We start from the raw sequence: 26,653 nt of genomic DNA on the forward strand, positions 1-26,653 counted from the left end.
TCTTTAATCCTCAAATTTGTAGCCGATACCCCATACTGTCTTAATGGTGTCACCTGCTAAATTTAATTTATACCGAAGTGTTTTTATATGTGTATCTACCGTTCTTAATGTTCCTTTTTCCGAATCGATTCCCCAAACAACCTCATGTAAATGCTCTCTCGAAAACACTTGTCCAGCATGCTCCATTAAAAACACCAATAAATCATATTCCCTTCTCGCTAAATTTATTTTTTCTCCCACTACCTTTACCTCTCTTGCACTCTTTTGAATGACCACATTAGTAGAAGTCAATTTATCAAAAAAAGATTGTTTGGAGCGCCTAAGCATTGCCTCTATCCTTGCCAGCAATTCTTTTGGACTAAATGGCTTCATCACGTAATCATCCGCACCAAGCTTTAAACCTCTCACCTTATCTAACTCATCACTTTTAGCTGTTAACATCAATATCGGGGTTGTATAGTGTTGGCGAATTTTTTTACAAGCTGTAAATCCATCCATCTCTGGCATCATGACATCCAGAATAATGAGATCAACATTTTCCACAAAAAGAAAATCAAGTGCATCTTCCCCATTTACTGCATGATACACCTCGTAGTTTTCCGTTAGCAGATACGTCTCAATCAGTTGTCGCATTTCTTTTTCATCATCTACGATTAAAATACGAATGGAATTACTCAAGATGAGTACCTCCTTTGTATAACAAAAATGGACCACCTTCAAAAGAGAAAGAATTTATAATCTTCCAGTCTTTTTTATCAATGATCATTACTTCATCTCCGTCTATACAAGATACGTATAAATAGTCTGAATCCCCGCTCATAAAGTTTGGGTTGTCACAAAGTTCAAGCTGATCCTCCAGTTGAAAAGTAGTAGAATTAAGCCTTGATAAACGATGATCTCCGTGGCTTAGTACATATATTGGGGAATCTTCTTCATCCTGATGAAAGAAAATAGGCATTAGTCCTATTTTAACTGATGTTATCTCATTACCCGATTCTGGATCATAAGCATAAACCCTATCATTAAGTTCACCTGAAGCTCCGTGACCGCCAACCCAAAGAAGTTCTCCATCAAATAGCAAGCCTGCCGGTCGATGATTTACCTCAAATGTTTTAATAACTTCTTCTTTATCTAAATCCAACACGTAAATTTCACCACTACCACCTGCTAACACATAGAGAAAAACTCCATGTTGCTCCATCTGGACAGGATAATCCCCTACTTTTATTTCGTTTATCACCAATTCCTTTTCCATATCAATAATCTGTATACTATTCTTTTGCACGTTTGCCGTATAAAGCAGACTGTTATCTTTGTTGTATTCCATATCGATTATTCCTTCACCTACTTCAAATAAGGGGCGCATTTCATTGTTGCCAAAATCCAAAGCAAATAGATTTTTTTCATTCTTTCCTGCTGCGAAGACGTAACTCTCATCCTTCGCTGTAATTGCTGAAATAATAAAAGGAATACCTATATTACTCCCTTCCTCATTTTTCAAATTTAAAATAGAAATACTTGGTTCTTTAAGATTAGTTACTAATAGGCTGGTATTAGAATCTAGCGAAGGAATATTAATATGTTCCCTATTACAACCTGTTGCGATCGTTAATAAAAATATAATGAAAATAAGACGTACATTTTTCAATACCATACACTCCTGTAAACACCGTCGAATAATAAATAGCTTAAACAAAAATTGTGAAGAATCTGTGAGAAAAGTTTATATATCGCTAGAATATCATAAAACACAAAAAATTTATAAAGAACTCGCGCCTATAGGATTAAGAAGGAAGAACTTGGATGGTTTCAACCATAAAAATTAATCATTTCTATGTTATGGTTTTATGTTGAAAGAGGTAATGGAGGTATTTCGAGGTTTTTTGCATGGCTTTGGAATTTCAAACAGTGTATTGGATATGTTTTTACCCGTTGCTTAAGAGAACAACTATTTTTCTAATGCTAAAGCAAGTTCCATAGATTCATTTAATGTAGGAACTCGCTTTTCTCTTTTGATAGCTAACGCACTTTCCAAACAAAAATTCGCTTCCTCAAATCGGTGTAATCCATGAGAAACTTCTCTAATGCTTAAATACGAAATCGAGAATTGTTTGATTAACTGAAAGCATCTTTTTCCTGAAACTTTCAAAAAGTAATGGCTATTCCTCCTTTCTTAACGAATAAAACTTCGAATCTCTCCACCCATCTCGAATGAGCAAATGCTTCGTAATCGTCTTTTGAAAAGTCATTCCGATTTTTTCTAACACTCTAGCAGATCCCAGATTTCGTGTATCACAGGTTGCACATATTTCATTTAATTTTAACCTATTAAATCCATCATTAACTAGTAATTCTGCTGCCTCTGTTGCATACCCCTGCCCCCACCACTTTGGATGAAGGACGTAAGAGAGTTCAGCCTTTTTTCCAACTGACAAATGAAGTTCAATTGCACCCACAAACAGCTTAGTTTCCTTGTGTATAACAACATATGCGAAACGTGTTTGAGGATTCATTACATACGACTGTAAAATTTCCTGTACGTAGTTTTGTGAATCCTTCTCTGTATTTGGACCCCATGGTTGATATTGATAAACTTCTGAGAGTGAAGCATATGTATGGACTTCATTCCAATCTTCATATGTAAATTGGCGAAGAATTAGGTTTCTAGATTCTAACTGATTCCGTCTTTTTTTACTGCCCGATAGCATCTTTACCCCTCCATCTTAAGAATTCCTCACTAGAAAGATCAGCTTTAATAGAGGATATACGACAATCGCCATAGAAAGCTGAATGTACAGTACCATTTCCAACGATATCTTTTCCATTATTAAAAAAAGAACGGAAAATACTACACTAGTTGCCATTAATAAATATGCAACATGACCACTTTTCTGATTAATCTCTGCCCGTTTTCTTTTTGTAGGACGATATTCTCTTCTCATGAAAGCTCTGATTATTTCTGATAATCCAAGCAAAATAAATACAACTGGAATATACTTGAGCTTTCCTGAGTTATGAGCTTCTACTAATAGAAACATCCCAAAAAGCATAATTAATATAGGTAAGCCAAAGGCTACAATTGGTTGATCAAAAAATGAATGCTCCTCTTTTTCCAAAAGCTCGTCCCTCCCCTTTAAATCCCCTAGTATTTAACTTTCGATAACAACAATGAGAAATCCTTTTCTATTTTTAACTACTTAGGCTACCATGAAAATAAGGTGACCCCTTTGAATACCCTGATGATTTCCGTGCCAGATGGTAACGATCGCGGGCTGGGTTAGCTCTGTGATCCTTAGCTAATCATCAGCTTGAGATTGTCAAAAATTCGAAAAAAATTTCCACAAAGCAAATTGCATAAAAAGAAGAATCGTTACATTATATGCAACGATTACTAGAAAAAATGATAGTTTCTTTTGTTTACTTAACTTCTATTTCTTTTATTACTCTTGCAGGGTTCCCTCCCACTATTACATTATCTGGAACATCCTTCGTCACAACTGCCCCGGCAGCCACCACCACGTTGTCCCCAATTGTCACTCCAGGACTAATAACTGCTCTACCACCTAGCCAGACATTATTTCCAATTTTCACAGGCTTCCCGTATTCTGGACCTTTATTACGTTCTATTGGATCCACAGGGTGGGTTGCCGTATATATATGTACACCTGGCGCCAACATGCAATTTTCCCCGATTTCAACTTTGCAGACATCTAATATGACGCAATCAAAGTTTGCAAAAAAATTTTCTCCAACGTGGATGTTATAGCCATAGTCACAGCGAAATGTTGGTTCTATGTTAATCGTTTTGCCAGTGGAACCGAAAAGTCGTTTTAATAACTCACTCCGCTTCTCTTCCTCAGTTTCTGTTGATTCATTAAATATTCTCGTTAACTTCCTTGCATGGATTCTTTCCTTTGATAATTCTTCATCCCAAGCTTTATACAATTCACCAGCAAGCATTTTTTCTTTTTCTGTTTTCATCTCTATTCCTCCTCTTACTACATAAAATCAAAATAATATCGAATCACATGAAAAAATATCGGAGCCGAATAGGCTAAGCTGTCTACCCTTGTTAAATAGCTTTTCTTGAGTACAGATGCTTTTTCATCATCTCCAATTAATAAATCCCGCTTCAATACAGAGATTGCTAAACTCCCTCCGAAGCAAGCAACACTAATAATGAGTCCCGATAGTATACCAAACACTTCATTTAATGGGGTTAAATATGGATATAAATTGTATGAAACTCCTGTCGTTACAAAGGTTGAGATAATAAATCCTTCCCAAGTAATATTCGGATTAGAAGATGGAACAACTTTTTTCCTTCCAATAAACACTGACACTAGAAATTGGATAACGTCATGTAATTGAGTAAGAACGACTAAAAACAAAACTAAATTCGCCCCATACTCAGGTGTTGCAGTTTGAAAGAATGCTAGATGACTTAACCCAAACACCATAAGCATTAATCCCCATTGTGTCGAGCTTACGGATCGGAGAAACCCTACTGTCCCTTTCCCTAAAATCCTTGGTAATGGCAAAAACAAAAAAACATATACTGGAATAAAGACGATAAACATTCCGTACCATCCGATATAGATCCAATAAAATTGGAGTGGAATGGATAAATAAGCCCATAAAAATAACTGGCGATCCACTTTTCGTGTTTTTAAAATAGAAAAGTATTCTTTTAAAGAAAAGAAACATAAAAACATAAGTGCAAATAATGATACTAATGGGTTAAAAAGCGTCGCAATACTAAAAACGACCAGCATTCCCCACCACGTTTTCACACGGACAGATAAATCGGAAAAATCTTTTGTTGGATTATTCTTTTTAACGGTATAAAAAACCAAGCTAAATGCGCATAATCCCATTGCTATAATAAGTAAAGTAATAATTGCTTCTATCTCAAACATTAATTCCCCCCTGTCTATCTTTCATTATGAAATTAATGGTTAATTTTGGTCAAGAGAAATTGTATAATAAAATTGAATTACTTTCTTTCAATCTAATAAATTGGAGTATGATTACTATGAACCAAGAGTATGTGTATATTTTATTAACCGATACAGGTACACTTTTTACACGTTCCATTAAAAAATATACAAAAGCTCCTTATAACCATGTCTCCATATCCTTTGATTCTGATTTAATAGAACTATACAGTTTTGGTCGTAAAAAACCAAATAATCCACTATATGGGGGTTTTGTTAAAGAAGATGTGAAGTATGGGACTTATCGAAATTATCCAGGTACCACCTGCGTTATTTATAAATTACCTGTTACACCAAGGGAAATAATTAAAATGAAGCGACTTATTGGAGTGTTTCAAAAGAAAGAAAAGAAGTGGTTTTATAATCTTTTAGGGGTACTTGGAGTATCCATTAATGAACCGGTTGAAATAGACTCCTCTTATTTTTGCTCACAGTTTGTTTCAGATGTCTTACACCGATCTGGCATTAAACTTTGGAACAAACTCCCTTCCCTTGTAACTCCTGATGATTTTCGAAAAAGCAATCGTTTGGAATGGATGTATGAGGGCAAGTTGTATGATTATGAGCCAGTGAAAACGAGGATTTAACACTATCAAAATAGTAAGGGAACGAAGAGTTCTTATTTACTCTTCGCCCTCTTAACATTTACTTAGATCCCATTTTCTTCTTCTATCAACTCTAGATCATCTAATGAGATTTCTTCCGCATTATCTAGTACTTCTTGTGGGATTATTATTTCACTAACTTCGTTAAAGTTAGAAAAAGTCGATTCCATTGTTTGAACACTGACCATCTTTTCGCCTTCTAAATCCATTTCCATATCCATCATTACAACTACTTTTGTTTGGTAGAAGGTTTCTTTATTTACATGAACTTCATAGTTTAATTGATTTATTGTCATCATAGAAAGCATTTCTTGCATCATTGCTCCCATATCATCGCCTATCATCCCACTAAACATTGAAATCATTTCATTATACTGTTCCCCTGAACCTTCAATATTTAGGACATAAACGTCGTTCTCTTCTTTCATTGTCATATCATCTGAAAAAGCTTTTAACATTTCTAATTGTTCAGCAGGATTAGTTTGTATTTCAGAAAGGGCGCTTATTTCTGCTGCAAACTCGCTTGGCATTTTAAACCATTGAGCCGCCATCCCATCAAAAAAGAAAATACCTTCAGGTGAAAAATAGGATTCCGTTTCCATGCTACCCATCAGACTATCTGCATCTTCCATCGTTGTCACTTGGTACATAACAAGGGGATTGATGGTCATATCCGTATTGGTTGTAGTAACCATGTTTAACGGATCCTCTCCCCCCATAGAAATTTCCTGATTAGCAGTCATTTCCATGGAATAACTAGTTAATTGTGCCATGACTTCTGTTGATTTTTTTAGTACCTCGTCAGCGGTTAAAGCATGTGGCTCTGTCGATACTTCTGACTCGACTTCATTTTCAGTACTATCAGTTTTCTTTTCATTTTCTTGAACATTCCCATTAGTTGCATTCCCACAAGCTGTTAATAGCATTACCGCAAGAAAGCCTATAAACCACATTTTTAATCGATTCACTAAATCCTCTCCCATTCACCTTTTTCTTTTACTACTCATCTTTCATTACCCTTTTTTCAAGGTTAAAACTAACATTTTTTTCAAGATAGTTTTTATTCCTTGAGTAGTTATAACTCATCTAGTTTCTCCGATAGTATGTTTACGCTTAGAAAAGAAAAAGGTTTCATAATCAGACATTTTTAGGAATATTTTACTATGTAAATCATGCAAATTGGCATAAAGAAAGATGTTCATCTTACTAACATTCAAAAAAGAACGACAAAAAACAGAGCTAGGAATTTCACTTAGCTCTGTTCTTTATAATTTGGCTCTGTTAAACACCGCTGTACTTTAATAAACCTTTACTTACGAATCTCTAACTTTTCTACGATATTACTTCGTTCTCTGGTTTTAGGTATGTCTAACGGGTAGCCAATGTGTAAAAGCCCCACTATCTTTTTGGTAGCATTTATCCCAAGTTCATCAAAGAATGATGGATCCTCAATAAAGAGCGGAGTTTTCCATACCATGCCTATCCCATGATCCCAAGCCAGCAATTGAAAGTTTTGAATAAAAGCAGAGGTTGCAGCATAGTCTTCTTGATAAACTTTCTTGTTATCCGATACATCACAAAGGACAATTAAATGTGCTGGACATTGCTGATAAATGTTTTTCATCTTATTGATTTTTTCTACTTGCTTTTCAGACGTTAGAGCCTTCATTTTTTCGCTTTCACGTACTCTTTTCAAGGCTGCTTCACTAAGCTTTTCTTTCGCCTCGTCACGAAACAGAATGAATGACCATGGCTCACGATGCTTATGATTGGGAGCAAAGCTTGCATCCTGTAATAACTCCACCAAAAGTTTGGTTGGAATATCTTTATCAATAAAGCTGCGAATTGTCCGTCTCTCACGGATAACCTTTCTTATCAAGCTAGACATTTACATTAACCTCCTACTTTATTCCAAAGCCGCTTCTACTTCTTTTACCATTTCGGAAACAGAAATTAAGCCCCCACCAGAAAGATACCAATAGTTAGGATCAAGATAAACCACATTATCTTCCTTTACTGCAGTAACTTGTTTCATTAAGTCGTTATCTAATAGCTCTTTCGCTGAAGATTCTCCTTGAACAGCAGCTCCTCTATCAATTACGAAAAGGTAATCTGGATTCTTTTCCATTATATATTCAAATGAGATATTTTGTCCGTGAGTGGATACTTCAATTCCCTCATCTACTGCTGCGAATCCAAATTGATCGTGAAGGATACCAAATCGCGAACCAGGACCATACGCACTTATGTTACCTTCATTTGCTAAAATAATAAGAGAAGTTTTATCCATTTCAGAAGCTTTTTCAGCTAAAGCTTTAATGGAAGACTCCACATTTTCAAGCTCTTCTTTTACTGTATCTTCTTTTTCAAATATTTCACCAAGTGTCATCATGTTTTCTTTATATGAATCTAAATATCTAGATGTGTCTACTCCTAAGAAAATGGTTGGAGCAATCTTCGTTAATTCCTCATATGCATCCGATTGTCTTCCAGAGATAATAATTAAATCAGGATTTAAGGAATGAATTTTTTCAAAATCAGGTTCTTTCAAGCTGCCAACATTCTCGTATGTTGCATCCTCATATTTTGATAGATAAGGAGGGATATTCGCTTGAGGTACACCTGTTACTTCCACTGCTAATTTATCTAATGAATCAAGAATTCCAAAATCAAATACAACTACTTTTTCTGGATTCTTTGTCACAACTGTTTCACCTAATTGGTGTGTAATCGTTAGTTCTTTTGACTCTTTTACAGCAGTTCCTGTCGCTGTTTCGTTTGTTTCTTTTTTTGCATTGTTAGTAGTTGCGTTCTCAGATCCACACGCAGCTGCTACAATCGCAATAATGAAAGTTAATAATAGGATCGATATTTTTTTCATGTTTTTCACCTCATAGTTTTTTTGTTTGATGCTTTATAACTTGGAAACTTTCATGCAATTATGGAATGTTTCCGGTATGTATCGTTATTTGTCGTGAGTCTTGCAATTTATGTTCCCTCCTTTTAGCAATTAGGAAGACCTAAAAATAAATAGAGTACTGTTAAACTCCCTTTCGATTTCCGCTCCTGCCACAAGATTCCCCGGGGCGCTTGTGGAGCCTCCTCGTCGCTGGCGCTCCTGTGGGGTCTCCACAAAACGCTACTTCCCGGTCGAGTAAGCGGGAGCCACACTTTTACTGTGTTCTCCTCACTCCTCACAGATCCGTGCATGCGATACTATCGCACACGGCTCTTCTCATCACCCTTCACAAAATGTAGCTAATGTCTTTCTTCAGTTGATATATGTTTACTTTCGCCCTTGGACTCTTCAAAGGATATTTACTTAAAAATATGTTGAACTTCTCCCATGTGAATGATTTCCTTTGGCTCCTTCGGTTCATCCACTTGAACAATAGTAGTCGGATACGATACAGAAAACTCTCGACATGTTGAGTGTTATCGGTAATACAGTAGTAGTTGTAGTAGCCTGTTAAGGAACGGTTAATGCTTTTCATAATGTCCTTGATGTCCATTGTTCGATTAGCTTTGAGCCATTCCTTATGTTTCTTTAACTTGGCTGTTACTTTCTTCTTACTACTCTTCCGTTTAACCCTAAATGACCCTTTCTTACTCTCACTACAATAGTGAGTGAAGCCTAAGAAATCGAATGTTGGTGGTTTTCCTTGTCCATTCCGCTTACTATCTTTATCTGCATAACGACCAAAGGAAATGATTTTCGTTTTATCTTCTGCAATTTCAAGATGGAACTTTTGTAAACGCATGATAAGGGCAGAGTAAAAGGCATCTGCATCGCTTTTGTACTGAAAGCAGCACACAAAGTCGTCCGCATAACGGACCATGTAAGCTTGACCATTACACTGTTTACGAACCACTTTTTCGAACCATAAGTCTAGGACATAATGTAGATATACGTTCGCTAAAATTGGTGAAATGATACCCCCTTGGGGAGTTCCTTTATCCGTATCGAAATATTTACCTTCTTCCATGTACCCACCTTTTAGAAACCTAGCGATAATTCCTAAGAAGTTTGGGTCATTGATACGTTGTTTCAAGAATTTCATCATCCACTCGTGATTAACGTTGTCAAAGAATCCTTTAATATCAACATCCACTATATAGTTGGTGGGGCGTTCTTCAATATACACATTCAGAATCTTTAATGCATCGTGGCAGTTTCTACCTGGTCGAAATCCAAAGGAACTGTCCAGGAACTCATGCTCAAATATGGCTTTGAGAATTTTCCCAATGGCTTGTTGAACGATTTTATCCTCGTGGTCTGGGATACCCAGTGGTCTTTTCATCTTCGTTCCAGGTTTATCGATGTATGTTCGTTTTACTGGGATAGGACGATAAGCCTTCTTCTTTAATTTCCCCACTAGTCTTTTGGTGTTCTCATCCAGATTTGTGTCATATTCCGCCTTTGTCATGCCAGTTATGCCTGTTGCCTTCTTGCTTGGCAACTCTCGGTGACATTGTTTAAGATTCTCTTCATTAAGTAAATGAGCCAACGAAGTGAAAACTATATCTTGATTCGATTTCGCTAATTCTGTTATCCTTGCTAGTTTTGTTTCCACTTCTCTCTCTACCTCCGTGTGTAGTAAGTGTGTCTCTTTCAAGGTCGATGACGAGTAATGGCCTTTCCTATCATTATTTTAATAGGTACTATGCCACTATCCGACTTCCTTTAAGCGTTTGACAGCCCTCACTTTGTTATCGCTTGTTCGTCATTACTCTCCGATATGAAGGAGAGACTTAAAGGACCTCCCGAGTTGCCGTAATATATCAATGTGAAACGTGCCACGGTCATCGACTCCGAGGAAGTTGTCATTCTCTCACCATTACGAGAATAACAATGTTGCCTTCTGCACTCCCGAACACATCGGCCTTCCTAACTTGGCACTGATTTCGGAGCTCAATCCCTTCAACCTTTATTCGGTTTACGGCCCATTCCCTAACTGTCTACGCTTAAAGATATAGTGTTACCACATATCCTCCAAGACTCGCTACGAGTGAATGGTTAGTTCTTTCTCGACGGGAATCCCACCCGTTATATATTACGACCTTGCTCGGTCGCTCCAGGAGTCAAGTGCCATCCGCTCCAATCTACAGGGAGGACGGGGATACTTGACTTTCCCCATTTTCATCATCAATGGAGCAATATTTTAATAAGTTTGAGTGCCTACCTTGAAAATAGTTTGAAGTGAACGTTTTACACTGAAAGAAATCTATCACAAAGCCATCAGCTAAAGTAGATACAGATGTTGTTGCCATTAATGTTTTCTATTTGAATGTCGAGGTCATAGATTTCTTTTAGCACTGCTTCATCTACGATATCCTTTGTTGGACCTTCTTTTACTAGTTTTCCGTTTTTTAAAGCAACGATATAATCCGAATAGCAAGAGGCAAAGTTGATATCATGGATTACTATAATTACCGTCTTGCCTAATTCATCAACTAATCGCCTTAATACTTTCATAATTTGCACTGAATGCTTCATATCTAGATTATTAAGCGGTTCGTCTAGCAAAATATACTCCGTGTTTTGGGCAATTACCATCGCAATAAAAGCACGTTGCTGTTGTCCACCGCTAAGCTGATCTAAAAATTTATGCTGCATATCTTCTAAATCCATATAAGCAATTGCTTCATCAACAAATTCCCAGTCGGATTTAGAAAGGTTTCCTTGTGAATAAGGGAATCTACCGAAGCTAACTAACTCCCTAATAGTTAACCTAATTGGTAGATGATTAGCCTGCTTCAAAATGGAGATTTTTTTGGCTAAATCATTACTTTTGGCCTTTGTAACATCTTGACCATCGATTTTCACTTCTCCACTATCCATCGCAGTTAATCTACTGATCATGGAAAGTAACGTGCTTTTTCCAGCTCCATTTGGACCAATGAATGAGGTGATTTTTCCTTTTTGTATGGTAGTGGAGACATGATCGACCACCAATTTCCCTCCATATTTTTTTGAAATGTTTTTTACTTCGACCATGATTTACTCTCCCTTAAAAGTAGATAAATAAAGTAAACGCCACCAATGAAGTTAATAATGACACTTAGTGTCGTCGAAAAGGTAAACACTCGTTCTACAATGAATTGTCCTCCGACTAATGCAATGACACTGATGAAAATTGATGCTAGTAAAATGTACTTATGTTGATAGGTTTTCATAAACTCATAGGTAATGTTAGCTACAAGTAGTCCTAAAAAGGTGATTGGTCCTACTAGTGCCGTTGATATCGATACTAGTATCGCCATTACGATTAACAGTCTTTGAACAACGTGATTATATGGAACACCTAAATTAATGGCATGTTCTTTTCCTAAAAAAAGAACATCTAGGAACTTTAAAAACCTTGAAACGTAAACAGCGATTCCTATTAACAATACGATCGTGAGCATTAATAGATCGGTGTTCACATTGTTAAAGCTCGCAAACATTCGATCTTGTACCATCATAAATTCATTTGGATCAATCAAAACCTGCATAAATGTTGATAGACTACCAAACAAAGTTCCAAATACAATTCCAACTAACAAAAGAAAGTAAATATTACGACCTTCACCCTTAAATAAGAAACGGTACAATACAACTGCGAACATGACCATCAATAACACAGACAACATGAAGTTCAAATTCTTGTTCAATGCAATAAAACTAGTAGAACCAAATGCGAAAATTAAAAAGGTTTGGATTAACATATAAAGAGAATCTAATCCGATAATACTCGGTGTTAATATTCTATTACTCGTTATGGTTTGAAAGATTACAGTAGAGAACGCAATGGCCGCACCTGTTAAGACAATAGCCAATACTTTATATGTCCGTCTTGGTAGTACATAATCCCAATTAGTTCCGATATCGTAGAATAAAAATAAGGCTATTGCCATAAGTGATATACAGGCTAAGATGAAAATTTTAAGCGTTGGCTTCATATGACCTTCTCCTAAATAGTAAGTAAAGGAATACCGCACTTCCTATGACACCCACCGTTAATCCGATCGGTATTTCGTAAGGGTAAATGATTATCCGACCGAGAATGTCACAAACTAGCACGAAAATCGCTCCAAGTAATGCTGTATGTGAGAGGTTCTTTTTCAAATGATCCCCTTGGTAGATGCTGACGATATTCGGGATAATTAATCCTAAAAAAGGAATCATTCCCACCGTTAGAATGACAATAGACGTAACCGCGGCGACAATAACTAATCCCAAGTTAACAATTTGTTTATAAGGAAGACCTAAATTAATAGAAAACTCTTCACCCATTCCTGCAACCGTAAATTTATTCGCAAAAAGGTAAGTAATAATAACCAATGGAATGCTTATGTATAAAAGTTCATATCGCCCTTTAATAATCAAAGAGAAATTCCCCTGTAACCAGGATGACATATTTTGGATAAGGTCATATTTGAAAGCAAAAAAGGTAGTAATAGAACCTATAATACTTCCAAACATTAATCCTACTAACGGAATAAAAATTGTATCTTTGAACTTTATTCTTTCTAAAATTTTCATAAAAATAAAAGTTCCCATTAGTGCAAATAGAAAGGCAACCGTCATTTTCAGAATTGGACTTGCCGAGGCAAAAAGTATTAAAGAAACTAATACTCCTAATCTTGCAGAATCCATCGTTCCTGCAGTAGTCGGTGAAACAAATTTGTTCCGAGTAAGCTGTTGCATAATGAGGCCACAGATACTCATGCTAACCCCAGCAATAATGATACTTACTAATCTTGGAATTCTGCTTAATAACAGAACCTGAACCTGCTCACTTTTTAAATTAAATAAATCTAGCGGAGTGATTCCCTTTACACCTATAAAGAGAGAAGCAAACGCTAAAAGTAGGAGTGCACCTACTAAATATCTTCTTTTCATATCCCCTTACATTCCTAACTTTATTATTTTGATAAATCGGGTTTATTGAAATGGATAATCATTCTCAATAGAGTTTAAAAAAATAAAACTTACTCTCTTTTATTATGATAATGATTATCGTTATCATTTGTCAATAGGTTTCACAAAAATACTTGTTTAAACAACTAATTAGTTGCTAAAATTGACTTGCTTAAACAGTTATTTTTTAAGCTTTTAAATTATCTCTTATTCTATCCAAAAGAGCGAGACACTGTTCTACTTCAATTTGCGGTAAATCTTTCGTCGCATCTTTAATTGTTTGCATGGCTATAGAGGTTAGTTCCTCTTCCTTGCGTTTCGCCTCTTCTGTTAAATAGATTAAATTTATTCTGGCATCTGTCGGATGAGCGACTCGTTTCACTAAACCTCTTTTTATCATATTATCTATTAAACGAGATACACTTGGTTGATCTCTTTCGTTTAATTCTGCAATTTTATTTTGAGTTAATCCGTCTGTTTCATATAATCTACTTAAAATTTGCCATTGTTCATGAGTAACCGGAAAATTTTTGTCTTTAAAATGCTGGTTAATCCGATTATTCATTAAACGCGAAGCATGAAACAGCTTATACCCAAGGGAATCATCCAACAAATATTCTTTATCCTGATTCATTCTATCACTCCCAAAAGTTATCTCTTTCATCGTACTGATAAATACTTGTTTATGCAAGTATGTTTTGCAACTTGTCCATTTTCCTTCTCAGTACTTCACATGTCTACGATAAAAAATCTAGGAGTCGCCCTTATAAAAGGGCAACTCCTAGATTAGTTGTTGTTTTAATCTCCTATAATAAAGCCACGGCCTAACAGTGAAAGAGCAAAAAGCGCAGAGACAGATGAAAAACACTAGTGATGTCCATAAAGTGATCATATCTTGCATGAAAAAAACCATCATTCCTACATTAAAGAGATACAGGAGAATCACCGGTAAAAACATACAGGTGTATGTAATAGATACTTTTCGAGCATGTTTTAAAATATGAGTAGGATCACTATAAAGTTGTGGTTTTTCCTCCCCCTTCCCATACTCTCGACTCCAAATTGTCCATTTTTGCAAAGATCCAAAAGAACCAAAAACTTTTTTCCATCCTGCATCTTGATGAATCGCGACATAGCTTTCATCAGAAAAAGTTTGATAGTCTGCACAATAGCTTACTTGTCGTGATTCGCCTTTTAAGAAATAAAAAGTTGTACCCATTCTATTCACACGGTATAAGTTAAATCCTTGCAGTTCCATTTGCTCAAGCCATTTTTCAAGCTTATCAGGACCGTACATCCAGGCTATTTTTCTCTTTTTCACAATTTCACCTTGTGGTTTCCATTCCTTTTCGTTAACTTTTTCTACCGAATTAGAAGATTGTGTTTCAGCTTCCTTCATTCTATTAATTAACAGCTTACTAGAACCATAGATTTTTAACATAGAGAATAAGGAAAGTAAATAGATAGCAATACAGATAGTTAAAAGTGTATAAGTAATGATCCAAAGTGGGCTTTCCACTACTTCTCCTTCCGAACTAAAACCAATAATTAATACATTGTTTACTACTAAACCTGTTAAAAATGCGACGATACCAAAGAAAACATAAAAATGATAGCTATTTCTTTTCATAATGGCATCTCGTGCAGGAAGCAACTTGATTTCCTGTGCGGGCTTTTCATTACTCATAACAGCCCATTTTCCGCTTGCAAAAATTTTAGTCCAACCTTCACCCACTAATGTTTGGGATAATCCCACACCTTGAAGCTTATCATAGACGAAACGATAGGTGAGAAGCATAGGAGGTGCTTTCACAAAATAAAAACAGCGAGTAGTTCGATTCAGTTTGACAAACAAATAACCTAGAGCTGCCATAGCAGATAACCATTCCTCTGTTTTATTCACATCATAGCTCCATAAAGGCCTAAACTTTTTCATTGAAATTCCCCCTCATACATTAGTGCATTTTCGTGTAATTCTTTCAATCTCGCTATCTCTACAGAAATTAACTTCTTTCCTACTTCTGTCACTTCGTATACTGTTTTTCGGTCCTCATCTGCAAAGACTGTAATAATCCCGTCTTTTTGCATTTTCGTTAAGGTGCCATAGACCGTCCCAGACCCTAAGCGGAGTCTTTCTCCTGAAATATCCTCTACATGCTTCACAATCCCATATCCATGTCTTGGTTTTGTTAAGGATAATAAAATATAAAAAGCAGTTTCTGTCATTGGTATGTATTTTTTCAATACTTTTTCTATGTCCAATTTCTTCACCACCTCTACTTCAATGGTATTCGTTTATTTTTATATCACAATAAAACATGTCATACCATGACTATATCACGACGCGACTTATTTTACAATCATTTTCCATTATTGGAATCACTGTTTTTTTGTTTTTTTGTTTTTTTGTTTTTTTGTTTTTTTACGTTTTGTATACAAAAAAACCACCGTTCAACATAAGAACGGTGGTTACTTGATCTGCTTTTATATAGTAGCTTCTACTAGCAATTTCCTAGTTTTTTCGTACTCTGAAATTTGCTTCGTATACATTTCTGTCAATCCGATATCGTCCAAGCCATTTAAGAGCATTTGCTTCCGATACGGATCTGCTTCAAATGAATAAATTGCGCCATCATCTGTTGTGATTTCTTGTTTCTCTAAATCAACGGTTACCACTAGTTTCCCAGATGTAGCCTTTTTAAATAGCTCCTCTACTTCACCTTCAGCCAATACAACTGGTAATATGCCGTTTTTAAAACAGTTATTATAGAAAATATCTGCAAAAGAAGGGGCAATTACGACCTTAATTCCATAATCCAGTATGGCCCAAGGTGCGTGTTCTCTTGAAGAACCACAGCCAAAGTTATTTCTCGCAAGTAGCACTGAAGATCCTTCGTATTTCTGCTGATTCATTACGAAGCTATCATTTGGTTTTCCCTCTTCATCAAATCGCCAGTCGTAAAATAAAAATTGCCCAAATCCCGTTCTCTCAATTCTTTTTAAAAATTGCTTTGGAATAATTTGATCGGTATCGACATTTGCCTTATCTAGCGGAATTATCCTTCCGACATGAGTGATAAGTGGTTCCATTAAACAACCTCCTCTCTTTCATATCGAAGTTCTCCTACATTTACAAAGTGACCTGCAATGGCTGCCGCAGCTGCCATTGCTGGACTAACAAGGTGCGTGCGAGAGCCTCTACCTTGGCGTCCTTCAAAGTTGCGATTTGAGGTCGATGCACACCTTTTTCCTGAAGGCACGACATCTGGATTCATGCTTAAGCACATGCTACAACCTGCTTCTCTCCACTCAAATCCTGCTTGTAAAAAGATTTCGTGTAAACCTTCTGCTTCTGCTTGTTGCTTTACTTTTTTCGAACCCGGGACGACGAGTGCTGTGACATTTGGCGCAATTGCTCTACCTTTTACAATCTCAGCAGCTTGGCGTAAATCCTCAATCCGTGAGTTCGTACAGGAACCTATAAAGACATAGTCAATCGCAATATCTGAAATTCTCATCCCTGGTGTTAATCCCATATATTCAATTGCCAGTGCAACAGATTTTTTCTCTGTTTCGTTTTGGATAGCAGCTGGATTTGGAACCCTACCCGTTACTGGAGAACCCATGGAGGGATTGGTTCCCCAAGTAACTTGTGGTTCCAAATTAGTAATGTCAAATTCCATTACTTTATCATAAACTGCTTCATCATCAGTTCTTAACGCAAACCACTCGACTTCTGCAATGTCTCTATCTTCACCAGTAGGAGCATATTTTCTTCCCTTCAAATAAGAAAAGGTCGTTTCGTCTGGTGCAATTAAACCAGCACGAGCACCTGCTTCAATAGACATATTACATACTGTCATTCGTTCTTCCATTGACATATCTCGTACCACTTGACCAGTAAATTCAAGGACGTATCCTGTTCCAAAGGCTGTGCCATGCTTGGCAATCACAGCTAAAATGATATCCTTTGCAGAGACACCTAATGGTCGAGTTCCTTTAAAATCTAGCTTTAATGTTTTCGGTTTTGTTTGCCATAGACACTGGGTGGCAAGTACATGCTCAACTTCACTTGTACCAATACCAAATGCCAACGCGCCGAAAGCTCCATGTGTAGAGGTATGACTATCTCCACAGACAATGGTTTTACCTGGTAACGTAAGACCAAGCTCGGGTCCAATAACATGGACAATCCCTTGGTCTGCACTATTTAAATCTGCTAATGTTATCCCGAATTCTCGGCAGTTTACTTCTAGCGTACTCATCTGTTTTGCTGCAATTTCGTCTGTGACATGAAAAGGATTAACCGTAGGCACATTATGATCCATCGTTGCAAAGGTCAGGTTTGGCTGTCTTACTTTTCGTCTGTTTAAGCGCAAACCTTCAAATGCTTGAGGTGATGTGACCTCATGGACCAAATGCAAATCGATGTAGAGTAAGCTTGGTTTATTCTCTTCTTTTACCACAATATGTTTATCCCATATTTTTTCAAACAACGTTCTTGGTTGCATGCCACTCACCTTCCGCATCATTTTTCCAATCACTTCATCAACTAGTTCTTGATAGTTGCTTTCAAATAGCTTCGCACTGCTTCGCCCATTTGTGACGTACATAACACTCTCTCCCATTCAGAACCAATATCCTGTGTTCGATATCCTTGTTCAAGAGCTTTATCCACTGCTTGCTCCACAAGATTAGCCTCCTCTTCTAAACCGAGGGAATGTCTTAAAAGTAAGGCGGTTGATAAAATAGTAGCAAGTGGGTTCGCAACTTGTTTTCCAGCAATATCTGGTGCTGAACCGTGAATAGGTTCATATAGTCCAGGTCCACTAACACCTAAACTAGCTGAAGGTAACATACCAAGTGACCCAGTGAGCATTGAGGCTTCATCGCTTAAAATATCACCAAACATATTTTCTGTCACAATCACATCAAATTGCCTTGGATTTCTAATCAATTGCATTGCCGCATTGTCGACTAGCATATGACTTAACTCCACATCTGGATAATCAACTGCGATCCGATTAGCCACTTCCCTCCAAAGTCGGCTACTTTCTAGCACATTCGCTTTATCAACGGAAGTAAGCTTTTTCTTACGCCCTTGGGCTAACTCAAAGCCTTTGCGAATAATGCGCTCCATTTCTTTTTCTGTGTAAAAAAGAGTGTCGACAACTTCCACACCATTTTCCCCTACTCTTCGTTCTCGAGGTGTTCCAAAATAGATACCACCTGTAAGTTCACGAACAATTAAAATATCCGTGTCCAAGACTACTTCTCTTTTTAAAGGTGAACTATGAATTAAGGAAGAAAATAGGGTAACCGGACGGAGGTTAGCGTAAAGTTGTAATGCTTTACGAATCCCAAGTAATCCTGTTTCCGGCTTCCGTACAGGTGGCTCGTTATCCCACTTGGGACCTCCAACGGCTCCTAATAGGACAGCATCACTGCTTTTACAAAGTTCGATTGTTTCTCCCGGGAGAGGCGTTCCTACTTCGTCAACGGCAACTCCTCCGATTTTCCCGTATTTAAAATCGAATTGATGATTATATTGTTTTCCTATCTCTTCTAGTAATAGAACGGCCTCTGTTACAACCTCTGGACCGATCCCATCACCAGGTAAAACAGCAATTTTATATCTACTCAACTTACCACCACTCCTTTTGCTGAATAGCTGGCAAATTTTTCTCTTATAGAAAGACGATTTACTGCATCTAAATAGGCTTTCGCTGATGCTTCTAATACATCATGTTCAATCCCTCTACCGTTACTTACCTCACCCTCACAATTGATTTTCACATAAACCTCTGCCAAAGCATCACTTCCATCTGTTGTGGATTGAATTCGATAGTCCAGAAGTGAAATATCTTTATTTAGAATTCTAGAAATAGTGTTATAAACTGATTCAACACTACCTTTTCCAGTTGCAGATTCTTGGAGAACTGTCCCATCCTCTGTTTTAATCGCAATCGTGGTCGTTGGAATAATATGTGAACCATATGAGATTTGTAGACGTTCCATCTGGTAATGCGGAAACAGACCCTTTACAGATGAGTCCATCATCAAGGCGAAAATATCATCCTCTGTTACCTCTTTCTTTTTAGAGGTTAAATCTTTAAAAGCAGTAAATAGTTTTTGGCCCTCATCTTTTGTAAGATGGATGCCAAGTTCTGTGCATCTTTGATAGAAAGCATGGCTACCTGAATGCTTTCCAAGTACCATTTTATTGGAGTTTAGTCCGACCATTTCTGGATTGATTACTTCATAGGTACTCTTATTTTTCAGGACACCATCTTGATGAATGCCGGATTCATGAGCGAATGCATTCGCTCCAACCACTGCTTTATTTTGCGGAACAATCATCCCTGTTAATTTACTTACGAGATTACTAGTTCGAATCGTTTGCGTTAAATCAATATTGGTTTCTACTTTGTAAACATCTTTTCTGATTTGGAGTGCTACCACAATTTCTTCAAGTGAGGCATTCCCTGCTCGTTCGCCGATTCCGTTGATAGTCCCCTCAATTTGATCGATGCCGCTTTCAATGGCGGATAAAGAGTTGGAAACTGCCATTCCTAAGTCATCGTGACAATGAGCGGAAAGCTTAACTTTGTGGATATTTGGCACATGCTCTTTAATGTATGTGATTAAATGAGCATATTCTTTTGGAGTGGTGTAACCAACTGTATCCGGAAGATTGATTACATTCGCACCAGCCTCAATTACTTTTTCGATAATATGTGCTAAAAATGGCCATTCACTGCGGGTAGCATCTTCAGCTGACCATTGAATATGAGTGAAGAATTTTGAGGCATATTCGACTGCCTGAACCGCTGCTTCCACCACTTCTTTAGGCTTCTTTTTTAATTTGTATTCCATGTGGATGGGAGAAGTTGCTAAGAATATATGAATGCCTGGTTTTGCAGCGTCTTTTACCGCTTCGTAGACAGCATCAATATCCGATTTTGTTGACCTAGCTAATCCCACTACAGTTGCATTCTTAATGGTTTTTGCAATTTGTTGGACTGCTTGAAAGTCACCATAGGAGGAAGCAGGAAAACCTGCCTCCATAATATCTACTCCATATTTTTCAAGTTGCAAAGCAATCTCTAATTTCTCATGAGGGTGCAGATTTACACCTGCAGACTGTTCTCCGTCTCTTAAGGTCGTGTCAAAAATGTCAACCTTTCGCACTGCCAACGACTCCTTTCTTTTTGGATTGGATGAATGGCATTTTGCTACGGAGCTCCCTTCCAACCACTTCGAGTGGATGTTGTTTTTCTTGTTCATTAATGGCATTAAACATAGGTCTGTTTGCTTGATTTTCAAGGACCCATCCTTTTGCGAACTGACCTGATTGAATTTCGGAAAGGATTTTTCTCATTTCGTCTTTTGTGCTGTCATTTACTACTCTTGGACCCGCTGTGAAATCGCCCCATTGTGCAGTATCAGAGATGGAATAGCGCATTCCTTCTAATCCAGACTCATACAATAGGTCCACAATTAGCTTTAATTCGTGTAAACACTCAAAATATGCGACTTCTGGTTGATAGCCTGCTTCCACTAATGTTTCGAAACCAGCTTTTACTAGAGCAGTTGTACCACCACATAATACTGCTTGTTCTCCGAAAAGATCTGTTTCTGTTTCTTCCTTAAAAGTCGTTTCCATAACCGCTGCTCTTCCTGCCCCCACTGCCTTACAATAGGCTAGTGCAACTTCTGATGCTTCACCTGTAGCATCTTGATGAACAGCGAACAATGCAGGTACTCCGCCTCCTTCTTCGTATACGCGGCGTACTAAGTGACCTGGACCCTTTGGTGCAACTAGGAAAACATCTACATCCTTTGGTGGCACTACTTGATGAAAATGAACATTAAAACCATGAGCAAAGGCTAGTGATTTTCCGGCAGTTAGGTGAGGTTCAATTTCCTGCTTGTATACTTCTGGTTGCCTTTCATCTGGCAGTAATACCATGATAAGATCAGCTTTTGCTACTGCTTCCGCTACACTATAAACTTGAAATCCATCCTCTTGCGCCTTTTGCCAAGAACCACCGGGTCGAACTCCAACTACAACCTGAACTCCACTATCCCTTAAATTCTGTGCATGAGCGTGCCCTTGAGAACCGTATCCAACCACCGCTACCGTCTTACCATTTAAAGCTACCTGAGAAATATCATCGTTATAATACATCTTTGCCATTTTAAACTTCCTCCTTAATTGGTTGAGATTGTTTAGTTGTTTAGTTTCAATTTACTTAATTTGGATAATGGTGCCAGGCACCTATTTACATTTTTTGTAACATTTCATCACTATTAATTGGTCAAGGCTATTTGTTCTGAGATGTCGGTTATTTGGATGACGTCGATTTGTTTGTCTAGTTGGAGTTTGATTTTTTCAACTTCATGTTCTTCTACCACGTTTACAACAATGGTCATGAGCGAAATAGAAGATTCATTTACAGGAGCTACTGCTAAACTTTCAATATTCAGGCCTTTTCTTAAAAATAAATTCGTTAATCGATTTAATACACCAAGTTGATTGTTTACTAGTAAGGATAGGGTTCGTTTCATGGCTTCACACCTTCCATTTCTTGAATTCCTTTACCTGGCGCGATCATTGGATACACATTTTCCATTGTTGTTACCCGACAATCTAACAAAAAGGCTTCATCCGTAGTGAGAGCCTCTGCAAATGCAACTCTAAATTCAGTCTCATTGCTGACCACTACACCTTTTATCCCGAATGCGTCCGCTAATTTCACATAATCCGGTTGGTTCGGAAGCAAGGATTCTGAATATCTTTCCTTATAGAAAAGTTGTTGCCATTGGCGCACCATCCCCATAGATTGGTTGTTTACTAGAACAACTTTAACCGGTAGTTTATATTCTTTTAATACAGCCAACTCCTGAAAGGTCATTTGGAACCCTGCATCTCCCAAAATAGCAACTACTGTACCATCTTTATCTGCTACTTGTGCCCCAATTGCTGCAGGTAACCCAAAGCCCATCGTTCCAAGGCCACCTGATGTCACCCATTTGTCTGGAGCTTGAAAACCATGAAACTGTGCGGTCCACATTTGATGCTGACCTACGTCAGTTGTCAAAATCGCTTCTCCTTTAGATAGTTCGTGGACGATTTCAATTAGTCTTTGTGGCTTAAAGCTAACGCCATCCTCCACATACCATAATGGGTAATCTTCTTTCGATTGCAATAAATGAGCTAACCACTCACTCGTATCTCCGCCTTCCAAAGATTCTTCTAATAAGAGCTGTAATGATTTCGCTGCATCTCCTACTACTGGAAATTCTGTCGCAACATTTTTCCCGATTTCCGATGGATCGATGTCAAAATGTACGACCTTCGCAAACTTCGCAAACTCTTTTAAATTTCCGGTTAAGCGGTCATCAAATCTTGCACCAATATTAATTAATAAATCCGCCTCATATAAAGCCATATTCGCGGTATATGTTCCATGCATTCCTGCCATCCCTAAGGACATAGGATGATCATGTGGAAAGCTTCCTAGGCCCAACAGTGTGTTAGCAACTGGGATTGTTGTTTTTGCTACTAATTCTTTTAAAAGATTACTAGCCTTGCTGTGGAGAACGCCTGCTCCTGCTAGAATAACTGGTTTCTTTGCCATTTTTATTGCTTGTGCGACTCTTTTTACTGCTTGAGGATCTGGTTCAGTCTGTAACTTATAGCCAGGTAAATGAACCTTTTTGGAATAATCATAGATTCCTGGTGTAGCTGTAATATCTTTTGGAATATCAATTAATACCGGTCCCGGTCTTCCAGTGGATGCAATATGGAAAGCTTCCTTGATGATTCTCGGTAACTCATTTACATCTTGCACTTGAAAATTATGCTTCGTAATTGGCATGGAAATTCCAAGAATTGGCGCCTCTTGAAATGCATCAGATCCGAGAACTTGGGAGTTGACTTGACCCGTAATTACGACTAGTGGCAAAGAATCCATCATGGCATCGGCAAGTCCTGTAACGATATTGGTTGCACCAGGACCTGATGTCGCTATCACAACTCCTGGCTTACCTGTAATTCGAGCATAACCTTCTGCCGCATGAATCGCACCCTGTTCATGCCTTGTTAAAAGGTGTGGAATGCCTCCATCATATAGTGCGTCATAAATGTTTAAGACTGCTCCTCCAGGATAACCAAAGATCACTTCTACTTTTTCTTCCTTCAAAGCCTCTACAATCATGCCTGAACCAGTTAGTACCCTTTGAGAGGCTGCTGCTACTCCACTTTTTTCAGCAGTTTTCATTCGTTTCTCCACCTCCTGTTCCTTACACCTTTAAAACGCCACCTGTATTTGCTGATGTAACTAACGCTGCATACCTTGCCAAATATCCACTTTTCACTTTTGATTCGGGTTTCTTCCAGTTGACTTTTCTCGCATTAAACTCTTCTGATTCCACTAAAACATGAATGCTTCGTTTTTCTAAATCAATCTGTATCGTATCGCCGTTTTCTACAAAGGCGATAGGACCACCTTCAGCTGCTTCTGGCGAAATATGTCCAATAGATATACCACGTGTCGCTCCTGAAAATCTTCCATCTGTAATCAATGCCACTTTTGTCGATAACCCTCTACCAGCAATTGAGGAGGTTGGCGATAACATTTCCGGCATTCCCGGTCCTCCTTTTGGACCCTCATAGCGAATCACTACTACATGACCTTCGCGAACCAAACCACTATCAATACCCTCTTGTGCTTCTTCTTGAGATTCAAAAATGATTGCCTCACCTGTGAACTTTTTGATGGAAGGATCTACTGCCCCTACTTTAATGACCCCACCATTTGGAGCTAGGTTTCCAAAAAGAATTGATAATCCACCAACAGGACTGTATGGATTCTCTTTTCTTCGAATTACTTGATCGTTAACAATCTCCGCATGATCCACAAGCTCTTGAATTGTTTGACCGGCAATCGTAGGACGGTTTGGATGGATTGCCCCTTCTATTTGACAAAGTTCTTTAATAATGGCGCTAACTCCTCCAGCCTCATGTACATCCTCCATGGAATAATCAGAAGCTGGACTTACCTTACATAAATATGGTACTTTTTCCGCAATTTTATTGATATCTTCAAGTCGATATTCAATTCCCGCCTCATGGGCAATGGCAAGTGTATGTAAAACCGTGTTTGTTGACCCACCCATCGCCATATCAAGCGCAAATGCATCATCGATGGCTTCTTTTGTAATAATATCTCGTGGTCTAATATCTTCTTCCACTAATCTCATCAAATGCTTTGCCGCATCTTTAATTAATTGTTTCCTGCCATCTGATGTTGCCACAATGGTACCGTTACCAGGTAGGGCCACTCCTAGCATTTCCATTAAGGTATTCATGGAATTAGCCGTGAACATTCCAGAACATGATCCACAAGTTGGACAGGCACTTGATTCAATTTCTAATAACTCTTCTCGACTCATCTTTCCTGATAAAACACTTCCTACTCCTTCAAACACAGATACTAGCGAAAGTGGTTCACCGTTTTTCGTTCTTCCAGCTTCCATCGGACCACCTGAAACAAATACTGCTGGAACATTGGTCCTCGCTGCTGCCATCAACATACCCGGTGTAATTTTGTCACAGTTTGGGATATAAAATACACCATCAAACCAGTGAGCATTAATTACTGTTTCTGCTGCATCTGCAATTAGTTCCCGACTTGGTAAGGAATATCGCATTCCGATATGTCCCATTGCGATTCCATCATCCACACCAATTGTGTTGAATTCGAAAGGTACACCGCCCGCTTCCCTAATTGCTTCCTTTACTACCTCGGCAAATTTATTTAAGTGCATATGTCCTGGAATAATATCGACATAAGAGTTACACACAGCGATAAATGGTTTATCCATATCTTCAGGCTTTACTCCCGCCGCATATAACAAACTGCGGTGGGGAGCACGATCAATACCTCTTTTGATAGTATTACTTCTCATTTTCTACTCACTCCTAAATTTGGGTTACTCATGTTAGCCTACTTGGTATTTACTACCTTCTGGATAAACCTTTACGCCATCCTCTACAACAAGCTTTCGGAAATGGTTTAATAGATTATGTGTTTCAGAACCTGGTTTTCCGTCTGCAATAACTCTTCCATCAAGACTTATTACAGGTATAACTTCAGCTGCAGTCCCTGTTAAGAAGACTTCATCCGCCACATATACATCATGTCTTGTAAATGGTTCTTCACGAACGTCATATCCTAATTGTTGAGCAAGATCGATGATAGCATTTCTTGTGATTCCTTCTAATGCTCCGACATAACTTGGTGGCGTTAAGAGTTTCTTGCCTTTTAGGATGAAGATGTTTTGACCAGAACCTTCTGCTACATAACCTTCTGTGTTAAGAGTTAGTGCTTCATTCGCACCAGCCAAATTGGCTTCCGCTTTTACCATGATGTTATTCAAGTAGTTTAAAGATTTTACTTTCGGGCTTAGAATATCTGGACGGTTTCTGCGAGTTGGTACCGTCACCATGCTAATTCCAACGTCATACAAGTCTTTTTGGAAAAGAGCAAGTTGCTCAGCAATGACAATTAAATTGGGGTTTAGGCATTTTGAAGGGTCTAGACCCAGATCGCCAACACCTCTTGAAACGACTAAACGAATATATGCTGTATCAAATAATTCGTTCTTCTGAAGCGTTTCTACGACAATCTCCTCTAGCTCAGAAATGGTATAGGGGATATGCAAAAGAATTGATCTTGCAGAATCATATAGTCTCTCTAGATGTTCTTTTAAACGGAATACATTGCCGTTGTACATTCGGATTCCTTCAAATACTCCATCTCCATATAGAAACCCGTGGTCATATACAGATACAGTAGCCTTCTCTTTTTCTACTAATTGCCCATTCATATAGATGTATCTACACATACTTAATCTCCTCTTTCTCTGTTTTATTATTCGAATATTCTGATAAATGAACTTTTAAAATTTGCCCCTTCGACAGGTTGAATAAGCGTTGTGCGTTAATCAGAACCTGTCCGTAGAGGCTTTTTTCCTCACGGTGTACATCATCTATGTTGATGATGCTGGTATCGCTTGGACCAGACATGCCTTGGAAAATGAAGTGGAAAGGAATTTTATGTTCCTGATATTACTGCTTT

Annotated in this window: 26 protein-coding genes; 1 reads left to right on the forward strand and 25 read right to left on the reverse strand. The window is 37.9% G+C overall.

The window, feature by feature from the left end; genetic code table 11:
* Positions 1–3: 3 nt before the first annotated feature.
* The 6 genes from BK580_RS15050 to BK580_RS15080 all read right to left on the reverse strand — a co-directional run bounded on the left by BK580_RS15050 (position 4) and on the right by BK580_RS15080 (position 4,919).
* Positions 4–681 carry a response regulator transcription factor gene (locus tag BK580_RS15050; RefSeq protein WP_139364995.1) on the reverse strand — a complete coding sequence of 226 codons (678 nt, stop codon included), beginning with the start codon at positions 679–681 and terminating at the stop codon, positions 4–6.
* Positions 671–1,648, reverse strand: a complete 978-nt coding sequence (locus tag BK580_RS15055; RefSeq protein ID WP_078381133.1) for a YncE family protein — start codon at positions 1,646–1,648, stop codon at positions 671–673. The genes BK580_RS15050 and BK580_RS15055 overlap by 11 nt, the downstream gene beginning before the upstream one ends.
* Before the next feature lie 511 nt (positions 1,649–2,159).
* Positions 2,160–2,708, reverse strand: coding sequence for a GNAT family N-acetyltransferase (locus tag BK580_RS15065; protein WP_078381135.1), 549 nt, complete (start codon positions 2,706–2,708; stop codon positions 2,160–2,162).
* A 15-nt stretch (positions 2,709–2,723) separates the two neighbouring features.
* Positions 2,724–3,116 carry a hypothetical protein gene (locus BK580_RS15070; protein WP_078381136.1) on the reverse strand — a complete coding sequence of 131 codons (393 nt, stop codon included), beginning with the start codon at positions 3,114–3,116 and terminating at the stop codon, positions 2,724–2,726.
* A 301-nt stretch (positions 3,117–3,417) separates the two neighbouring features.
* Positions 3,418–3,981: a maltose acetyltransferase domain-containing protein gene (locus tag BK580_RS15075; RefSeq protein ID WP_139364908.1), complete on the reverse strand. Its 564-nt coding sequence runs from the start codon at positions 3,979–3,981 to the stop codon at positions 3,418–3,420.
* Positions 3,982–3,998: 17 nt separating this feature from the next.
* A complete protein-coding gene (locus BK580_RS15080; RefSeq protein ID WP_078381138.1) occupies positions 3,999–4,919 on the reverse strand; it encodes a phosphatidate cytidylyltransferase in 921 nt (306 codons plus the stop codon).
* A gap of 116 nt (positions 4,920–5,035) precedes the next feature.
* Between BK580_RS15080 and BK580_RS15085 the strand changes: the two genes are divergently transcribed.
* Positions 5,036–5,584 (forward strand): hypothetical protein, encoded by a 549-nt coding sequence (locus tag BK580_RS15085; RefSeq protein ID WP_078381139.1) that lies wholly within the window; start codon positions 5,036–5,038, stop codon positions 5,582–5,584.
* 62 nt (positions 5,585–5,646) lie between these two features.
* Here the strand turns inward: BK580_RS15085 and BK580_RS15090 are convergent, their stop codons facing one another.
* The 19 genes from BK580_RS15090 to ilvE all read right to left on the reverse strand — a co-directional run bounded on the left by BK580_RS15090 (position 5,647) and on the right by ilvE (position 26,420).
* On the reverse strand, positions 5,647–6,570 hold the full coding sequence (locus tag BK580_RS15090; protein ID WP_139364909.1) for a DUF6612 family protein: 924 nt from the start codon (positions 6,568–6,570) through the stop codon (positions 5,647–5,649).
* Positions 6,571–6,911: 341 nt separating this feature from the next.
* Positions 6,912–7,490 carry a nitroreductase family protein gene (locus BK580_RS15095; RefSeq protein WP_078381141.1) on the reverse strand — a complete coding sequence of 193 codons (579 nt, stop codon included), beginning with the start codon at positions 7,488–7,490 and terminating at the stop codon, positions 6,912–6,914.
* A gap of 18 nt (positions 7,491–7,508) precedes the next feature.
* The gene (locus tag BK580_RS15100) at positions 7,509–8,483 is read right to left on the reverse strand and encodes a siderophore ABC transporter substrate-binding protein (protein WP_078381142.1); all 975 of its coding nucleotides are present in this window, start codon (positions 8,481–8,483) and stop codon (positions 7,509–7,511) included.
* A 364-nt stretch (positions 8,484–8,847) separates the two neighbouring features.
* Positions 8,848–10,176, reverse strand: a complete 1,329-nt coding sequence (gene ltrA / locus BK580_RS15105) for a group II intron reverse transcriptase/maturase (protein ID WP_078380098.1) — start codon at positions 10,174–10,176, stop codon at positions 8,848–8,850.
* Positions 10,177–10,841: 665 nt separating this feature from the next.
* Complete coding sequence (locus BK580_RS15110; RefSeq protein WP_078381143.1) at positions 10,842–11,600, reverse strand: iron ABC transporter ATP-binding protein; 759 nt, start codon at positions 11,598–11,600, stop codon at positions 10,842–10,844.
* Positions 11,588–12,544 carry an iron chelate uptake ABC transporter family permease subunit gene (locus tag BK580_RS15115; protein ID WP_078381144.1) on the reverse strand — a complete coding sequence of 319 codons (957 nt, stop codon included), beginning with the start codon at positions 12,542–12,544 and terminating at the stop codon, positions 11,588–11,590. Before BK580_RS15115 ends, BK580_RS15110 begins: the two co-directional genes overlap by 13 nt.
* On the reverse strand, positions 12,528–13,487 hold the full coding sequence (locus tag BK580_RS15120) for an ABC transporter permease (protein ID WP_078381145.1): 960 nt from the start codon (positions 13,485–13,487) through the stop codon (positions 12,528–12,530). The genes BK580_RS15115 and BK580_RS15120 overlap by 17 nt, the downstream gene beginning before the upstream one ends.
* Positions 13,488–13,692: 205 nt before the next feature.
* Positions 13,693–14,139, reverse strand: coding sequence for a MarR family winged helix-turn-helix transcriptional regulator (locus BK580_RS15125; protein ID WP_078381146.1), 447 nt, complete (start codon positions 14,137–14,139; stop codon positions 13,693–13,695).
* Between the two features lie 147 nt (positions 14,140–14,286).
* Positions 14,287–15,441 (reverse strand): DUF2812 domain-containing protein, encoded by a 1,155-nt coding sequence (locus tag BK580_RS15130; RefSeq protein WP_078381147.1) that lies wholly within the window; start codon positions 15,439–15,441, stop codon positions 14,287–14,289.
* On the reverse strand, positions 15,438–15,767 hold the full coding sequence (locus BK580_RS15135; protein WP_211279037.1) for a PadR family transcriptional regulator: 330 nt from the start codon (positions 15,765–15,767) through the stop codon (positions 15,438–15,440). Before BK580_RS15135 ends, BK580_RS15130 begins: the two co-directional genes overlap by 4 nt.
* Positions 15,768–15,989: 222 nt before the next feature.
* Positions 15,990–16,595, reverse strand: coding sequence for a 3-isopropylmalate dehydratase small subunit (gene leuD / locus BK580_RS15140; protein ID WP_078381148.1), 606 nt, complete (start codon positions 16,593–16,595; stop codon positions 15,990–15,992).
* Complete coding sequence (leuC, locus tag BK580_RS15145; RefSeq protein ID WP_078382791.1) at positions 16,595–18,016, reverse strand: 3-isopropylmalate dehydratase large subunit; 1,422 nt, start codon at positions 18,014–18,016, stop codon at positions 16,595–16,597. Before leuC ends, leuD begins: the two co-directional genes overlap by 1 nt.
* Positions 18,017–18,057: 41 nt before the next feature.
* A complete protein-coding gene (gene leuB, locus BK580_RS15150; RefSeq protein ID WP_078381149.1) occupies positions 18,058–19,149 on the reverse strand; it encodes a 3-isopropylmalate dehydrogenase in 1,092 nt (363 codons plus the stop codon).
* A complete protein-coding gene (locus tag BK580_RS15155) occupies positions 19,146–20,696 on the reverse strand; it encodes a 2-isopropylmalate synthase (protein WP_078381150.1) in 1,551 nt (516 codons plus the stop codon). The genes leuB and BK580_RS15155 overlap by 4 nt, the downstream gene beginning before the upstream one ends.
* On the reverse strand, positions 20,683–21,756 hold the full coding sequence (ilvC, locus tag BK580_RS15160; protein WP_268877456.1) for a ketol-acid reductoisomerase: 1,074 nt from the start codon (positions 21,754–21,756) through the stop codon (positions 20,683–20,685). The genes BK580_RS15155 and ilvC overlap by 14 nt, the downstream gene beginning before the upstream one ends.
* Before the next feature lie 62 nt (positions 21,757–21,818).
* Positions 21,819–22,076, reverse strand: a complete 258-nt coding sequence (gene ilvN, locus BK580_RS15165) for an acetolactate synthase small subunit (protein ID WP_078381152.1) — start codon at positions 22,074–22,076, stop codon at positions 21,819–21,821.
* Positions 22,073–23,791 (reverse strand): biosynthetic-type acetolactate synthase large subunit, encoded by a 1,719-nt coding sequence (gene ilvB, locus BK580_RS15170; protein WP_078381153.1) that lies wholly within the window; start codon positions 23,789–23,791, stop codon positions 22,073–22,075. Before ilvB ends, ilvN begins: the two co-directional genes overlap by 4 nt.
* A gap of 22 nt (positions 23,792–23,813) precedes the next feature.
* Positions 23,814–25,481, reverse strand: a complete 1,668-nt coding sequence (gene ilvD / locus BK580_RS15175; RefSeq protein WP_078381154.1) for a dihydroxy-acid dehydratase — start codon at positions 25,479–25,481, stop codon at positions 23,814–23,816.
* Positions 25,482–25,514: 33 nt separating this feature from the next.
* A complete protein-coding gene (ilvE, locus tag BK580_RS15180) occupies positions 25,515–26,420 on the reverse strand; it encodes a branched-chain-amino-acid transaminase (protein ID WP_078381155.1) in 906 nt (301 codons plus the stop codon).
* Positions 26,421–26,653: the final 233 nt, after the last annotated feature.

Origin of the sequence: Sutcliffiella halmapala (assembly GCF_002019665.1) — a bacterium.
GTDB lineage: Bacteria > Bacillota > Bacilli > Bacillales > Bacillaceae_I > Sutcliffiella_A > Sutcliffiella_A halmapala.

What these genes read in the sequence shown, in the direction of transcription:
- BK580_RS15065 (WP_078381135.1), bottom strand. Translation starts at nt 2,708, where the DNA reads ATGCTATCGGGCAGTAAAAAAAGACGGAATCAGTTAGAATCTAGAAAC.
- BK580_RS15075 (WP_139364908.1), bottom strand. Translation starts at nt 3,981, where the DNA reads ATGAAAACAGAAAAAGAAAAAATGCTTGCTGGTGAATTGTATAAAGCT.
- BK580_RS15080 (WP_078381138.1), bottom strand. Translation starts at nt 4,919, where the DNA reads ATGTTTGAGATAGAAGCAATTATTACTTTACTTATTATAGCAATGGGA.
- BK580_RS15085 (WP_078381139.1), top strand. Translation starts at nt 5,036, where the DNA reads ATGAACCAAGAGTATGTGTATATTTTATTAACCGATACAGGTACACTT.
- BK580_RS15095 (WP_078381141.1), bottom strand. Translation starts at nt 7,490, where the DNA reads ATGTCTAGCTTGATAAGAAAGGTTATCCGTGAGAGACGGACAATTCGC.
- BK580_RS15100 (WP_078381142.1), bottom strand. Translation starts at nt 8,483, where the DNA reads ATGAAAAAAATATCGATCCTATTATTAACTTTCATTATTGCGATTGTA.
- BK580_RS15110 (WP_078381143.1), bottom strand. Translation starts at nt 11,600, where the DNA reads ATGGTCGAAGTAAAAAACATTTCAAAAAAATATGGAGGGAAATTGGTG.
- BK580_RS15115 (WP_078381144.1), bottom strand. Translation starts at nt 12,544, where the DNA reads ATGAAGCCAACGCTTAAAATTTTCATCTTAGCCTGTATATCACTTATG.
- BK580_RS15120 (WP_078381145.1), bottom strand. Translation starts at nt 13,487, where the DNA reads ATGAAAAGAAGATATTTAGTAGGTGCACTCCTACTTTTAGCGTTTGCT.
- BK580_RS15125 (WP_078381146.1), bottom strand. Translation starts at nt 14,139, where the DNA reads ATGAATCAGGATAAAGAATATTTGTTGGATGATTCCCTTGGGTATAAG.
- BK580_RS15130 (WP_078381147.1), bottom strand. Translation starts at nt 15,441, where the DNA reads ATGAAAAAGTTTAGGCCTTTATGGAGCTATGATGTGAATAAAACAGAG.
- leuD (WP_078381148.1), bottom strand. Translation starts at nt 16,595, where the DNA reads ATGGAACCACTTATCACTCATGTCGGAAGGATAATTCCGCTAGATAAG.
- leuC (WP_078382791.1), bottom strand. Translation starts at nt 18,016, where the DNA reads ATGCAACCAAGAACGTTGTTTGAAAAAATATGGGATAAACATATTGTG.
- ilvN (WP_078381152.1), bottom strand. Translation starts at nt 22,076, where the DNA reads ATGAAACGAACCCTATCCTTACTAGTAAACAATCAACTTGGTGTATTA.
- ilvB (WP_078381153.1), bottom strand. Translation starts at nt 23,791, where the DNA reads ATGAAAACTGCTGAAAAAAGTGGAGTAGCAGCAGCCTCTCAAAGGGTA.
- ilvD (WP_078381154.1), bottom strand. Translation starts at nt 25,481, where the DNA reads ATGAGAAGTAATACTATCAAAAGAGGTATTGATCGTGCTCCCCACCGC.
- ilvE (WP_078381155.1), bottom strand. Translation starts at nt 26,420, where the DNA reads ATGTGTAGATACATCTATATGAATGGGCAATTAGTAGAAAAAGAGAAG.